The sequence below is a fragment of the Streptomyces sp. NPDC002888 genome (assembly GCF_042888465.1).
Lineage (GTDB): Bacteria > Actinomycetota > Actinomycetes > Streptomycetales > Streptomycetaceae > Streptomyces.
The window spans coordinates 96237-110277 of the sequence record NZ_JBIAPU010000013.1; the positions used below are offsets into that span (position 1 = coordinate 96237).

The 14041-nt window shown below is 71.2% G+C and carries 11 protein-coding genes; 10 read left to right on the forward strand and 1 reads right to left on the reverse strand.

Annotation, left to right across the window (positions count from 1 at the left end; all coding sequences use genetic code 11):
* Window positions 1–119 precede the first annotated feature (119 nt).
* The gene (gene murA / locus ACFYWX_RS21960) at window positions 120–1460 is read right to left on the reverse strand and encodes a UDP-N-acetylglucosamine 1-carboxyvinyltransferase (protein WP_389425741.1); all 1341 of its coding nucleotides are present in this window, start codon (window positions 1458–1460) and stop codon (window positions 120–122) included.
* Window positions 1461–1770: 310 nt separating this feature from the next.
* Here murA and ACFYWX_RS21965 point away from each other — a divergent pair, with 310 nt between their 5' ends.
* The 10 genes from ACFYWX_RS21965 (at window position 1771) to ACFYWX_RS22010 (ending at window position 13989) form a co-directional block, all read left to right on the forward strand.
* Window positions 1771–2343, forward strand: coding sequence for a YqgE/AlgH family protein (locus ACFYWX_RS21965; RefSeq protein ID WP_389425742.1), 573 nt, complete (start codon window positions 1771–1773; stop codon window positions 2341–2343).
* A gap of 29 nt (window positions 2344–2372) precedes the next feature.
* Window positions 2373–2654: a DUF3039 domain-containing protein gene (locus tag ACFYWX_RS21970; RefSeq protein WP_289936940.1), complete on the forward strand. Its 282-nt coding sequence runs from the start codon at window positions 2373–2375 to the stop codon at window positions 2652–2654.
* 229 nt (window positions 2655–2883) lie between these two features.
* Window positions 2884–4176 carry an extracellular solute-binding protein gene (locus ACFYWX_RS21975; protein WP_389425743.1) on the forward strand — a complete coding sequence of 431 codons (1293 nt, stop codon included), beginning with the start codon at window positions 2884–2886 and terminating at the stop codon, window positions 4174–4176.
* Window positions 4176–5162: a carbohydrate ABC transporter permease gene (locus ACFYWX_RS21980; RefSeq protein ID WP_389425744.1), complete on the forward strand. Its 987-nt coding sequence runs from the start codon at window positions 4176–4178 to the stop codon at window positions 5160–5162. Before ACFYWX_RS21975 ends, ACFYWX_RS21980 begins: the two co-directional genes overlap by 1 nt.
* Complete coding sequence (locus tag ACFYWX_RS21985; RefSeq protein WP_389425745.1) at window positions 5159–6004, forward strand: carbohydrate ABC transporter permease; 846 nt, start codon at window positions 5159–5161, stop codon at window positions 6002–6004. Before ACFYWX_RS21980 ends, ACFYWX_RS21985 begins: the two co-directional genes overlap by 4 nt.
* 4 nt (window positions 6005–6008) lie before the next feature.
* On the forward strand, window positions 6009–7685 hold the full coding sequence (locus tag ACFYWX_RS21990) for a beta-N-acetylhexosaminidase (RefSeq protein ID WP_389425746.1): 1677 nt from the start codon (window positions 6009–6011) through the stop codon (window positions 7683–7685).
* A gap of 264 nt (window positions 7686–7949) precedes the next feature.
* Window positions 7950–8843, forward strand: a complete 894-nt coding sequence (locus tag ACFYWX_RS21995; protein ID WP_389425747.1) for an FAD binding domain-containing protein — start codon at window positions 7950–7952, stop codon at window positions 8841–8843.
* Window positions 8840–11032 carry a 2Fe-2S iron-sulfur cluster-binding protein gene (locus tag ACFYWX_RS22000; RefSeq protein ID WP_389425748.1) on the forward strand — a complete coding sequence of 731 codons (2193 nt, stop codon included), beginning with the start codon at window positions 8840–8842 and terminating at the stop codon, window positions 11030–11032. The genes ACFYWX_RS21995 and ACFYWX_RS22000 overlap by 4 nt, the downstream gene beginning before the upstream one ends.
* The gene (locus ACFYWX_RS22005; protein WP_389425749.1) at window positions 11029–13338 is read left to right on the forward strand and encodes a xanthine dehydrogenase family protein molybdopterin-binding subunit; all 2310 of its coding nucleotides are present in this window, start codon (window positions 11029–11031) and stop codon (window positions 13336–13338) included. Before ACFYWX_RS22000 ends, ACFYWX_RS22005 begins: the two co-directional genes overlap by 4 nt.
* 120 nt (window positions 13339–13458) lie before the next feature.
* Window positions 13459–13989: an AAA family ATPase gene (locus tag ACFYWX_RS22010; protein ID WP_389425750.1), complete on the forward strand. Its 531-nt coding sequence runs from the start codon at window positions 13459–13461 to the stop codon at window positions 13987–13989.
* Window positions 13990–14041: the final 52 nt, after the last annotated feature.

Below are 14041 nucleotides of genomic sequence, written 5' to 3' on the forward strand. Positions count from 1 at the left end.
GGCAGCTCGGCCTTCGCGCCGAGCTCGACGAGTTTCTCCATGCTGTGTCTGTCCGGGGGATGACCCCCGGACCCCCAGCCGGAGGCGCGTGGCCCCGGTCCGGGGTGGTGAGGCTGCGGTCAGCCGAGGGCCTTGCCCGGCAGCTCGACCTTCGCGCCGAGCTCGACGAGTTTCTCCATGAAGTTCTCGTAGCCGCGGTTGATCAGATCGATGCCGTGGACGCGGGACGTGCCCTGGGCCGCGAGGGCGGCGATCAGGTAGGAGAAGCCGCCGCGGAGGTCGGGGATGACCAGGTCGGCGCCCTGGAGCTTCGTGGGGCCCGACACGACCGCGGAGTGCAGGAAGTTGCGCTGGCCGAAGCGGCAGTTGGAGCCGCCGAGGCACTCGCGGTAGAGCTGGATGTGGGCGCCCATCTGGTTCAGCGCGGAGGTGAAGCCCAGGCGGGACTCGTAGACCGTCTCGTGGATGATGGACAGACCCGTGGCCTGGGTGAGCGCCACGACCAGCGGCTGCTGCCAGTCCGTCTGGAAGCCCGGGTGCACGTCGGTTTCGAGGGCGATGGACTTCAACTGCCCGCCGGGGTGCCAGAAGCGGATGCCCTCGTCGTCGATCTCGAAGGCACCGCCCACCTTCCGGTAGGTGTTCAGGAACGTCATCATCGAGCGCTGCTGGGCGCCGCGGACGTAGATGTTGCCCTCGGTCGCCAGCGCCGCGGACGCCCACGAGGCGGCCTCCAGGCGGTCCGGGAGGGCGCGGTGGTTGTAGCCGCCGAGCTGATCCACACCGGTGATGCGGATCGTGCGGTCGGTGTCCATCGCGATGATGGCGCCCATCTTCTGAAGGACGCAGATCAGGTCCTCGATCTCGGGCTCCACCGCCGCGTTGGAGAGCTCGGTGACGCCCTCCGCCAGGACGGCCGTCAGCAGCACCTGCTCGGTCGCGCCGACGGACGGGTACGGCAGCTGGATCTTCGTACCGCGCAGCCGCTGCGGCGCCTCCAGGTACTGCCCGTCCGCCCGCTTCTCGATCCGCGCGCCGAACTGCCGCAGCACCTCGAAGTGGAAGTCGATCGGTCGGCCGCCGATGTCGCAGCCGCCGAGACCCGGGATGAAGGCGTGTCCGAGCCGGTGCAGCAGCGGACCGCAGAACAGGATCGGGATGCGGCTCGAACCGGCGTGCGCGTCGATGTCGGCGACGTCCGCGCTCTCCACGTTCGACGGGTCCATCACCAACTCGCCCGGCTCCTCACCCGGACGGACCGTCACACCGTGCAGCTGCAGCAGGCCTCGTACGACACGCACGTCACGGATGTCCGGGACGTTGCGCAGTCGACTTGGCGCACTGCCCAGCAGCGCGGCGACCATTGCCTTCGGTACGAGGTTCTTCGCACCGCGGACACGGATCTCGCCCTCCAGCGGGGTTCCGCCGTGGACAAGCAGGACATCGTCGTTGACGGTCATGTATCTCGCGTTCCGATGAGTGGGGCAGGGGCCAGGAGGGAAAGGGTAATCGCCGCACACCCCCCTTCTGTAAGCCCGAGGACCACCCAGGTACGTCATGGCTGTGTCACAACACGAACCGTTCCGTGCCGGGCACACGGGGTCACCACGGCCGCCGTGCGCCCGCCGACGCGTCCGCGTGCCCGCCCGTCTCCCCACCACCACCCTCAAACGAGGCCTTACCAGGCCACCTCTCCAAATCATGGCTGCGTTCACTCGCGAACCCCGATTGCCTCCCCATGCGGAGGGAAGATGCGGGATCATGTCTGGCATGACCGAGGTGTCCTCGCTCACAGGGCGGCTGCTCGTGGCCACGCCCGCCCTGGCGGACCCGAACTTCGACCGCGCGGTGGTGCTCCTTCTCGACCACGACGAGGAGGGCTCCCTCGGTGTCGTCCTCAACCGTCCGACCCCCGTCGACGTGGGTGACATCCTGGAGGGCTGGGCGGACCTCACCGGTGAACCCGGCGTCGTCTTCCAGGGCGGCCCGGTCTCCCTCGACTCGGCCCTCGGCGTCGCCGTCATCCCCGGCGGCACGTCCGTCAACGGGGCCCCGCTCGGCTGGCGCCGGGTGCACGGCGCGATCGGTCTGGTCGACCTGGAGGCCCCGCCGGAACTGCTCGCCTCTGCCGTCGGCTCCCTCAGGATCTTCGCCGGATACGCCGGCTGGGGCCCCGGCCAGCTGGAGGACGAGCTGGTCGACGGCGCCTGGTACGTCGTCGAGTCCGAGCCCGGCGACGTCTCCTCCCCGTCCCCGGAGGGACTCTGGCGCGAGGTCCTGCGCCGCCAGCGCAGCGAGCTGGCGATGGTGGCGACGTATCCGGACGACCCGTCGCTCAACTGATGTCCGTGAGCCCCAGTACCCTTGGCGATATGAGCACTCTTGAGCCCGAGCGCGGGACTGGTACGGGGACCCTCGTAGAGCCGACGCCACAGGTGTCCCACGGCGACGGCGACCACGAGCGCTTCGCCCACTACGTCCAGAAGGACAAGATCATGGCGAGCGCCCTCGACGGGACCCCCGTCGTGGCGCTGTGCGGCAAGGTGTGGGTGCCGGGCCGCGACCCGAAGAAGTATCCCGTGTGCCCCATGTGCAAGGAGATCTACGAGTCCATGGGCGCCGGCGGCGACGAGGGCAAGGGTGGCGACAAGTAGGTAGGCGGTAGCCGCCCGCCCGAGCAGACTTCGTGAAGGCCCCCGGAGCGCGTTGACGCGCTCCGGGGGCCTTCACGTCTTTTCGTGTCGTTGCAAGGAGTGCGTCCGCCGGTCACAAAGTGGTTGAGACCTCTTGTGGACGTGTTCATGAAGTCCCTAGCCTCCCGAGTGTTGTGCACAGCGAAACTGTCATTGCGCATGTTGCAACACCTCAGCGGAGGAAGACTCCATGAAGCTGTCCGTCCGGATCACCGCGCTCGCCGCCGTCCTCGCCACCGCCGCCTGCGCCCCTCAGACCTCCTCGACCTCCTCCTCCGACAAGGACGACAAGAGCGGCACCCTGCGGGTGTGGCTCTTCCAGGAGGTCGGCAACAAGCCGAAGCAGCAGGTCGTCGACTCCGTCGTCGCCGACTTCGAGAAGGCCCACAAGGGCACCGAGGTCGACGTCGAGTACATACCCGTCGAGACCCGCGCCCAGCGCGTCAAGGCCGCCTTCAACGACCCGAAGTCCGCCCCCGACGTCATGGAGTACGGCAACACCGACACCGCCGGATACGTCCACGACGGCGGACTCCTCGACGTCACCGAGGAGTTCGGCGACTGGAGCGAGTCGAAGGACACCGACCCCACCGCGAAGCAGTCGGTCACCGTGGACGGCAAGCTCTACGGCGCGCCCCTCTACGTCGGCGTCCGCGCCCTGTACTACCGCACGGACGTGTTCGAGGAACTGGGCCTGACACCCCCGAAGACCCTCGCCGAACTGGCCACCACGGCACGGAAGATCCGCGCCGCCAAGCCCGACCTGTACGGACTCGTCGTCGGCGGTGCCTACACGTACGGCGCGATGCCGTTCGTCTGGGCCAACGGCGGCGAACTCGCCACCGGCAAGGGCGGCTCGTACGCCTCCGCCATCGACAGCGCGGCCGCCCAGAAGGGCATCAAGGAGTACACCTCCCTCTTCACCGACGACAACTGTCCCGCCGCCAAGTGCGCGGGGATGGGCGGCAACGACACCGTCACCGCGTTCGCGGCCGGCAAGGCGGGCATGGTGATCGGCGGCGACTTCAGCCACACGGCTGTCGAGGCCGGAAAGGTGAAGGGCAAGTACGCGGTCGTACCGCTGCCGGGGGTCGAGTCCGGCTCGATCGCTCCGGCCTTCGCGGGCGGCAACAACATCGGCGTCCTGAAGAGCACCTCGCACCGCACCCTCGCGATCGACCTGATGGAACAGCTCGCCTCCAAGAAGACCCAGACCGAGCTCTTCGACGCGATGGGCTTTCTGCCGACCTTCACGGACGTGCGGCAGCAGGTGGCCGCGAAGCAGCCGTTCGTGAAGCCCTTCGTGCGGACTCTCGCCGCCGGCACCAAGTTCGTGCCCGCCTCGCCCGCCTGGTCGCAGATCGACTCCTCGTTGGTGCTGCCGACCATGTTCCAGGAGGTCGTCAGCGGTAAGAAGGATGCGGCTGGGGCCTCGGCGGAGGCGGCGAAGAAGATGGACGAGGCGTTTGGCTCCGCAGGGTGATGCCGGTGACGCCTGATGGCTCGGAGACTGCGGATCGTTCGCGGGTGCCGGCCGTGCGTGGCTGGTCGCGCCCACGCGGCGGAGCCGCAAATGTCACAGCCCCGCGCCCCTGGAGGGGTTGGGGTGCCCCTTGGTTGTATCTCGCGCCTGCTCTTGTTGTCCTCGGGGGGCTGCTTGTCTACCCCGTTTACCAGCTCGGCCTGATCTCGTTCTTCCAGTACACGCAGGCCCAGGTCAGCGGTGGTGAACCGACGACCTTCGAGGGGTTCGGGAACTACGCGGAGCTGTTCTCCGACGGGCAGTTCTGGCAGGTGCTGCTGGCGACGGTGGTCTTCGCGGCGGCGTGCGTCGTGTCGACCCTCGCCGTCGGCTGTGCACTCGCCGTGCTGCTCACGCGCGTGCGTGCCGTGCCCCGGCTCGCGCTGATGCTGGCCGCGCTCGGTGCCTGGGCGACCCCGGCGATCACCGGCTCGACGGTGTGGCTGTTCCTGTTCGACCCGGACTTCGGGCCGGTCAACCAGATCCTGGGTCTCGGGGACCACTCCTGGACCTACGGGCGCTACAGCGCCTTCCTCCTCGTCCTGCTCGAAGTGGTCTGGTGCTCCTTCCCGTTCGTGATGGTGACGGTCTACGCCGGTATCCGCGCCGTACCGGCCGAGGTGCTGGAGGCCGCCGCGCTGGACGGTGCCTCGCAGTGGCGTGTCTGGCGGTCGGTGCTGGCGCCGATGCTGCGGCCGATCCTGACGGTCGTCACCATCCAGTCGGTCATCTGGGACTTCAAGGTGTTCACCCAGATCTATGTGATGACGAACGGCGGCGGCATCGCCGGCCAGAATCTCGTCCTGAACGTCTACGCCTACCAGAAGGCGTTCGCGTCGTCGCAGTACAGCCTCGGCTCGGCCATCGGCGTCGTGATGCTGCTGATCCTGCTCGCCGTCACCCTCGTGTACCTGCGGCTGCTGCGCCGCCAGGGGGAGGAACTGTGAATCTTCTTCAGTGGCGTGTGCGGCGACCGTGGCGGCTCGCGGCCGAGGCCTCGGCGCTGCTGATCGCCGTGGTGGTCGCGTTTCCGCTGTACTGGATGGTGCTGAGCGCCTTCAAACCGGCCGGGGAGATCGAGTCGACGCGACCGCGGCCCTGGACGGCGTCGCCCTCCCTGGATTCCTTCCGGCGCGTGTTCGAACAGCAGGAATTCGGCCGGTACTTCCTCAACAGTCTGATCGTGGCGTGCAGCGTCGTGATCGTCTCGGCCTTGATCGCGTTTCTTGCCGCGACCGCCGTGACGCGATTCCGCTTCCGCTTCCGGACCACTTTGTTGATCATGTTTCTGGTGGCCCAGATGGTGCCCGTGGAGGCGCTCACGATCCCGTTGTTCTTCCTCATGCGGGACTTCGGTCAGCTGAACACGCTGGGATCACTGATCCTGCCCCACATCGCCTTCTCGCTGCCGTTCGCGATCTGGATGCTGCGGGGGTTCGTGAAAGCCGTACCGGAGGCGCTGGAGGAGGCCGCGTACATCGACGGGGCGAGCCGGGCGCGATTCCTGTGGCAGATCCTTTTCCCGCTGGTCTTCCCCGGACTGGTGGCCACCAGCGTGTTTTCCTTCATCTCCGCCTGGAACGACTTCCTGTTCGCCAAGTCGTTCATCATCAGTGACACTTCGCAGTCGACACTGCCCATGGCGCTGCTCGTCTTCTTCAAGCCGGACGAGCCGGACTGGGGCGGTGTGATGGCGGCGTCCACGGTGATGACGATTCCGGTGCTGATCTTCTTCGTACTCGTACAACGACGACTCGTCTCCGGCCTCGGCGGAGCGGTGAAGGAATGACGGCATGAGCGACTACGGCAACTCCCCGTTCCCCGAGCCCGACGTGGCGCTCGTTCCGGCCCCCGGCCGGCTGTCGGCCTCCCTCCCCGGCGGCGGCACCGGATACGTCATCGACGAGGAGACCGAGATCGAGGCACAGCCCGGCACCGAGCGGGTCGCGCGCTGGCTGCGCTCGACCGTCGGCGCGGCCACCGGGCTCTCGCTGCCGCCGCACACCGACAACTGGAACCGGATCCTGCTGCGGATCCTGCCCGAGCTCGCGGAGGAACTCGGCGGCCCCGAGTCGTACCGCCTCAGCGTCGACGGATACGTCGTCGCCATCGACGGTGCGAGCGAGGCGGGCCTTTTCTGGGGCGCCCAGACCTTCCGTCAGCTGCTCGGCCCGGACGCCTTCCGGCGCGCCCCCGTCTCCGCCAATCGGGAATGGGAGGTGCCGGCGGTCACTCTCCACGACAGCCCGCGCTTCCGCTGGCGCGGACTCATGCTCGACGTGGCCCGGCACTTCCTGCCCAAGGAAGGCGTTCTGCGCTACCTGGATCTGATGGCCGCCCACAAACTCAACGTCCTCCACTTCCATCTGACGGACGACCAGGGCTGGCGCGTCGAGATCAAGCGCTACCCGAAGCTCACCGAGATCGGCTCCTGGCGCGGCCGCACGAAAATCGGCCATCGTGCCTCGCCGCTGTGGGAGGAGAAGCCGCACGGCGGCTACTACACCCAGGACGACATCCGGGAGATCGTCGCCTACGCCGCCGAACGGCATATCACCGTCGTCCCCGAAATCGACGTACCCGGCCACTCGCAGGCCGCCATCGCCGCGTACCCGGAACTCGGCAACACCGACGTCATCGACACCACTTCCCTGACCGTCTGGGACAACTGGGGGATCTCTCCGAACGTACTCGCCCCCACTGACAACACCCTGCGCTTCTACGAGGGCGTGTTCGAAGAACTCCTGGAACTGTTCCCCGCACGGTTCGTCCACGTCGGGGGTGACGAATGCCTCAAGGACCAGTGGCGGCAGTCGCCCACCGCCCAGGCGCGGATCAAGGAACTCGGGCTCGCCGACGAGGACGCGCTCCAGGCGTGGTTCATCGGCCACTTCGACAGATGGCTCGCCGCGCGCGGGCGCAGGCTCATCGGCTGGGACGAGATCCTGGAGGGCGGACTGGCCGAGGGGGCCGCGGTGTCCTCCTGGCGCGGGTACGGGGGCGGGATCGCCGCCGCGCGGGCCGGACACGACGTCGTGATGTGCCCCGAGCAGCACGTGTACCTCGACCACCGGCAGGACGCGGGCCCGGACGAGCCCGTGCCGATCGGCCACGTGCGCACGCTGGAGGACGTCTACCGCTTCGAGCCGGTTCCGCCGCAGCTCGACGAGGAGGAGGCCCGCCATGTGCTGGGCACGCAGGCCAACGTGTGGACCGAGGTGATGGAGGACCACGCGCGCGTGGACTACCAGACGTTCCCGAGGCTCGCGGCCTTCGCCGAGGTGGCGTGGAGCGCGCTGCCCGAACCGGGGGAGCGGGACTTCGCGGACTTCGAGCGGCGGATGGCCGTCCACTACCGGCGACTTGACGCCCTGGGGGTCGGCTACCGGCCACCGGCCGGGCCGAGGCCGTGGCAGCGGCGGCCGGGTGTGCTGGGGCGGCCGATCGACGGCCCGCCTCCGAACAGGTAGTCCTGCAGGTGGTCCTGGCCGGCAGACCCGAACACGTAATGGAAAAAACCCGCCAGGGTCACCGAAGAGTGGCAATTCCAGCGCACCGGTGATGTCGCCTCAAAACGGACTATCTCCCTGGTGAGGCGGGCGAATGCCTCCTAGCGGACCCCCGTCTTCGGGTGTTGCGAAGATGTGCCAGAGTTGCCACGTCCGCCCTGTCAGCACGTACCGTACGGCAACACAGGTGGGACCAGGTGGGGCAGCGGGAAGGGGCAGCCGGTTTTGAGCACGCACACACCGCAGGCGGCGCAGGCCGTCACGCTGCCCACGACGCTGGACGAGGCAGTGGCGGCGCTCACCGCCATGCCCGCCGCCGTGCCCGTCGCGGGCGGCACCGACCTGATGGCCGCCGTCAACTCCGGGCAACTCAGGCCAACCGGTCTGGTCGGTCTCGGACGGATCAGCGAGATCCGCGGCTGGCAGTACCTGGACGGCCACGCCCTGCTCGGCGCCGGCCTCACGCACGCGCGCATGGGCCGCCCCGACTTCGCCGCGCTCATCCCGGCCCTCGCGGCCTCCGCGCGCGCCGCGGGACCGCCGCAGATCCGCAACGCGGGCACCCTGGGCGGCAACATCGCCTCGGCCGCCCCGACCGGGGACGCGCTGCCCGTCCTGGCCGCCCTGGAGGCGACACTGATCATCGCGGGCCCGGGCGGAGCCCGCCGGGAGATCCCGGTGTCGCACCTGCTGGCCGGCGTGGAGATGCTGCGCGGCGGCGAACTCATCGGCTACGTGCGCGTGCCGCTGCTGCACGCGCCCCAGGTCTTCCTCAAGGCCACCGGCCGCACCGGACCGGGCCGCGCGCTCGCCTCCGTGGCCCTGGTCCTCGACCCCGCGCGCCGGGGCGTGAGATGCGCGGTGGGAGCCATAGCGCCGATGCCGCTGCGGCCCCTTGAGGCCGAGCAGTGGGTCGCCCAGCTGATCGACTGGGACAACAACCGCGCGATCGTCCCGGAGGCGCTCAACGCCTTCGGCGAGTACGTCGCCGCGGCCTGCATCCCCGAACCGGTCCCGGCCGAGGACGGTTCCGTGCAGCAGCTTCCGCCCGCCGTACTGCACCTGCGGCGCACCGTCGCCGCGCTGGCCCGACGAGCACTGGGGAGGGCGCTGTCGTGACCGACGACCAGCACGGAGAGGGCACGCCCCAGGGCGGCGGCCGCTGGGACCCGCTGCCCCAGGGCGACTACGACGACGGCGCCACCGCCTTCGTGAAACTCCCCGAGGGCGGCATCGACGCGCTCCTGTCCGGCGACAGCCCGCTCGCCGCGCCCGGCCACGGTTACGTGCCCCCGCAGATAACGGCGGCGCCCCCCGCGAACGACGGAACCGACCCGGCGGCCGGCGGTGCGTGGGGGACCCCGGCCGGCGGCACCCAGTGGCCCGACCCGAACGCCGTACCGGCTCAGGAGCCGGGCGGGGGCGACCGGTTCACGTACAACCCCGGCGCCACGGGCCAGTGGAACTTCGGCGACGCCAACGCGCCCGACCCGGCCCCGGGCCCCGGCCACGACGTCACCGGCCAGTGGTCCATCCCCGTCGCCGGGGGCGACCTCCCCGACGAGTCGGGCGAGTACTCGACGTCGGCACTCCTGGAGCAGTGGGGCAGCACGCCCCCGGCCACGCTGCCGGGCGGCGCACCCGCACCCTGGGCGACGACCGGGACGGGCGGCGCGAGCGGACAGCCGTGGGAACAGCCGGAGACGGCACCGGGTGCCGACCCGTACGCGCAGACACTGGGGCGGTACGACACGGGCGCGCAGGGCGCTTCGTCCCCGGCCGTCGACGCGGCGGTGGCCGAACGGTACGCCTCCGCGGCCGACGCGGCCCTCGGTGAGGCCCACACGGCCGCCGAGGCGTCCTCGACCGCAGCGGCCTACGAGGGGTACGCCGACTCTCCCGCACTGCACGGCTCGGCGGACGCGGAGCCGGGCTTCGGGCAGGGCGCGGGGGAGCAGCCGCTGCGTGCCTCCGGCGCGGGCACCGCGTACGACACGGCACCCGGCACCCCGGAGGGATCGACGGACGGGTTCCACGACGCGCCGACGGTCGGCTTCCCCGCCGTGTCGAAGGGCGGGTTCCCGGGCGCGCGGTCGGGCGAGTTCTCCGACGCCCCGGCCGGTTCTCCGGAGCAGGCGGAGGCGGGTGCCCCGCAGCAGACGGAGGCCGGTCTCCCGCACGGCTCGGTCTCCGGTGTCGTAGACGTGACACCGGGTGCCCCGGACGGGTCGACTTCCGGTCCAGAAGGTGACGCGCCGCCCGACTTCCCCGGTGCGCCTTCGGGTGCCCCCGGCGGGTCGGACTCGGCCGCCGGCACCGCGGACTTCCCGGACGGAGCGGCCTCCGACGCCTCGCCCCCTCTGCCTCCTGAGCGTCCCACTCCCGCCGACGAACCGGTTTCGGGCTCTGCGGAGGGTGTGGAGGCCGCGGAAGACGCAGGGGCGACCCCGGACTCCACGGACCCCTCGGCCGAGGCCGACCCCCAGAGCGAGGCCGCCGACTCCTCGGACCCCGCGGCGGACACCGCCCCCGGCGACGGGACGCACCCCGCCCCGGAGGCCGCCGCCGTCCCCGCCCCGGACGCCGCCACCCCGCACGACGCCCCCGCGCCTCCCCAGGAGGAGCACCCGCTCGCCTCGTACGTCCTGCGCGTCAACGGCGTGGAACGGCCCGTCACCGACGCGTGGATCGGTGAGTCGCTGCTCTACGTGCTGCGCGAGCGCCTCGGGCTCGCCGGAGCCAAGGACGGCTGCTCGCAGGGCGAGTGCGGGGCCTGCAACGTGCAGGTCGACGGGCGGCTCGTCGCGTCCTGCCTGGTGCCCTCCGTCACCGCCGCCGGCAGCGAGGTGCGCACGGTCGAGGGACTGGCCGTCGACGGTCAGCCCTCCGACGTGCAGCGCGCGCTCGCCAGGTGCGGCGCGGTGCAGTGCGGCTTCTGCGTGCCCGGCATGGCGATGACCGTGCACGACCTGCTGGAGGGCAATCCGGCGCCGACCGAACTGGAGACCCGCCAGGCCCTGTGCGGCAACCTGTGCCGCTGCTCCGGCTACCGGGGCGTCCTTGAGGCCGTCAGGGAGGTCGTCACCGGACGCGAGGCACACACCGCGGCCGACGGTGAGTCGGACGCGGACGAGGCACGTATTCCGCACCAGGCGGGCCCGGGCGCCGGCGGCGTCCACCCGTCGGCGTTCGACTCCCCGGGGTTCCCGAGCGCCAACGGGCCCAGCGGGCCCCCCGGCCCTCAGGGACCCACCGATCCACCCGGACCGCATGACCAGGCGTACGGCCAGGACGGAGGCCAGGCGTGAGCAACGAAGCCGCCACCGCGACCACCGCAGCGGAGGCAGCACCCGCCCCCGAGCCGATCCCACACGGCCTCGGCGCCGCCCTGCCGCCCGCCGACGCCCGCGCCAAGACGGAGGGCACGTTCCCGTACGCGGCCGACCTGTGGGCCGAGGGCCTGCTGTGGGCCGCCGTCCTGCGCTCACCGCACCCGCACGCGCGCATCGTGTCCATCGACACCTCCCACGCGCGCGAGATGCCCGGCGTACGAGCCGTCGTCACCCACGAGGACGTCCCCGGCCGCCCGATGCACGGCAGGGGCACGGCCGACCGCCCGGTGTTCGCCTCCGACGTCGTACGCCACCACGGCGAGCCCATCGCGGCCGTCGCCGCCGATCACCCGGACACCGCGCGGATGGCCGCCGCGGCCGTCATCGTCGAGTACGAGGTGCTCGACCCGGTGCTCGACCCGGAGCAGGCCTTCGAGGCCGAGCCGCTGCACGTGGACGGCAACCTGATCCGGCACATCCCGCTGCGCCACGGCGACCCGGACGCGGCCGGCGAGGTCGTCGTCGAGGGCCTGTACCGCATCGGCCGCGCGGACCCCGCCCCCATCGGCGCCGAGGCCGGCCTCGCCGTGCCCCGCCCCGACGGCGGCGTGGAGCTCTACCTGGCCTCCACCGACCCGCACACCGACCGCGACACCGCCGCCGCCTGCTACGGCCTCGACACCGAACGCGTGAAGATCGTCGTCACCGGAGTTCCCGGTGCCACGGCCGACCGCGAGGACCAGGGCTTCCAACTTCCGCTCGGCCTGCTCGCGTTGAAGACCGGCCGCCCGGTCAAGCTCACCGCGACCCGCGAGGAGTCCTTCCTCGGGCACTCCCACCGACACCCCACCCTGCTGCGCTACCGCCACCACGCCGACGCCGAGGGCAGGCTGGTGAAGGTCGAGGCGCAGATCCTGCTGGACGCGGGCCCGTACGCGGACGCGTCGTCGGAAGCGCTGGCCGCCGCCGTCTCCTTCGCCTGCGGCCCGTACGTCGTCCCGAACGCCTTCATCGAGGGCTGGGCCGTGCGCACCAACAACCCGCCCGCCGGCCATGTGCGCGGCGAGGGCGCCATGCAGGTGTGCGCCGCCTACGAGGCGCAGATGGACAAGCTCGCGAAGAAACTCGGCGTCGACCCGGCCGAACTGCGCCTGCGCAACGCCCTGGCCACCGGTGACGTGCTCCCGACGGGCCAGACGGTGACATGCCCGGCGCCGGTGGCGGAGCTGCTGCAGGCCGTCCAGGACTTCCCGCTCCCGGCCCTGCCCAAGGACACCCCCGAGGAGGAGTGGCTGCTGCCCGGCGGCCCCGAGGGCGCGGGCGAGCCGGGCGCGGTGCGCCGGGGCGTCGGCTACGGCCTGGGCATGGTGCACATGCTCGGCGCGGAGGGCGCGGACGAGGTCTCCACGGCGACCGTGAAGGTCCACGACGGCGTCGCGACCGTGCTGTGCGCGGCCGTCGAGACCGGCCAGGGCTTCACCACCCTGGCCCGGCAGATCGTCCAGGAGACCCTCGGCGTCGACGAGGTGCACGTGGCGCCCGTCGACACCGACCAGCCCCCGGCGGGCCCGGGCTGCCGCGGCCGCCACACCTGGGTGTCGGGCGGCGCGGTGGAGCGCGCGGCGAAGATGGTCCGCACCCAGCTGCTCCAGCCCCTGGCCCACAAGTTCGGCATGTCCACCGAACTGCTCCAGATCACCGACGGCAAGATCACCTCGTACGACGGGGTCCTCTCGACCACCGTCACCGAGGCGCTGGAGGGCAAGGAGCTGTGGGCGACCGCGCAGTGCCGCCCCCACCCCACCGAGCCGCTGGACGGCGCCGGCCAGGGCGACGCCTTCGTGGGTCTCGCGTTCTGCGCGATCCGCGCGGTCGTCGACGTCGACATCGAACTGGGCTCCGTACGCGTGGTGGAGCTCGCGATCGCGCAGGACGTGGGCCGGGTGCTCAACCCCACCCAGCTCGCCGCGCGCATCGAGGCGGGCGTCACGCAGGGCGTCGGCATCGCCCTCACGGAGAACCTCCGCACCCCCCGAGGCCTGATCCGCCACCCCGACCTCACCGGCTACGCCCTGCCCACCGCCCTGGACGCCCCCGACATCCACATCGTCAAGCTCGTCGAGGAACGTGACGTGGTCGCTCCCTTCGGCGCGAAGGCGGCCAGCGCGGTACCGGTGGTGACGTCCCCGGCGGCCATCGCCTCCGCCGTACGGGCCGCCACGGGCCGCCCGGTGAACAGGCTGCCCATAAGGCCCCAGGCGGCGGTGGTGACGGCACAGTGACCCAAGAGCCCCGGTACGAACCGCCGCCCAGCGTCGGCAAGGTGCTGGTGTGGGTGCTGCTGTTCGTGCTCGCGGCGGTGGTCGTGGTGCTGGGTGGCGTGTACCTCACGTGATGCCTTGATGGACGGTGTCGTTCTCGTCACCGGCGTGATGGCGTCCGGCAAGTCCACGGTGGCGCAGGCACTGGCGGCGAGGCTGCCGCGGGCGGCGCACGTCCGCGGGGACGTCTTCCGGCGGATGATCGTCTCGGGGCGGGCGGAGTACCTGCCGGGGGCGCAGGACGGCGAAGCGGAAGCCCAACTCCGGCTGCGGTACCGGCTGTCGGCGGCCACCGCGGACGCGTACGCCGAGGCGGGCTTCACGGCGGTCGTCCAGGACGTCGTTCTGGGCGCGGACTTGGCGGCGTACGTCGAACTGGTGCGCACCCGCCCGCTGTACGTCGTCGTCCTGGCTCCGGACGGGCAGACGGTCGCGGCCCGCGAGAGGGGACGTACGAAGTCGGGCTACGGGGCGTGGACCGTCGAGCGGTTGGACGGGATCCTGCGGACGCGAACCCCGCGCATCGGGCTGTGGCTGGACACGTCGGAGCTGACCGTGGGGGAGACGGTGCAGGCGATCGTGGCAGGCAGGGAACGCGCGAGGGTCGCCTGACGTCTTCCGGTGAGGACCCTGGTGCGTGGGGCGGGCCGTTGTCAGTGGTGCG

Excerpts from the sequence above, each read along its gene's own strand:
- murA (WP_389425741.1), bottom strand. The coding sequence starts at position 1,460 with ATGACCGTCAACGACGATGTCCTGCTTGTCCACGGCGGAACCCCGCTG.
- ACFYWX_RS21970 (WP_289936940.1), top strand. The coding sequence starts at position 2,373 with ATGAGCACTCTTGAGCCCGAGCGCGGGACTGGTACGGGGACCCTCGTA.
- ACFYWX_RS22010 (WP_389425750.1), top strand. The coding sequence starts at position 13,459 with ATGGACGGTGTCGTTCTCGTCACCGGCGTGATGGCGTCCGGCAAGTCC.
- ACFYWX_RS21980 (WP_389425744.1), top strand. The coding sequence starts at position 4,176 with ATGCCGGTGACGCCTGATGGCTCGGAGACTGCGGATCGTTCGCGGGTG.
- ACFYWX_RS21965 (WP_389425742.1), top strand. The coding sequence starts at position 1,771 with ATGACCGAGGTGTCCTCGCTCACAGGGCGGCTGCTCGTGGCCACGCCC.
- ACFYWX_RS21975 (WP_389425743.1), top strand. The coding sequence starts at position 2,884 with ATGAAGCTGTCCGTCCGGATCACCGCGCTCGCCGCCGTCCTCGCCACC.
- ACFYWX_RS21990 (WP_389425746.1), top strand. The coding sequence starts at position 6,009 with ATGAGCGACTACGGCAACTCCCCGTTCCCCGAGCCCGACGTGGCGCTC.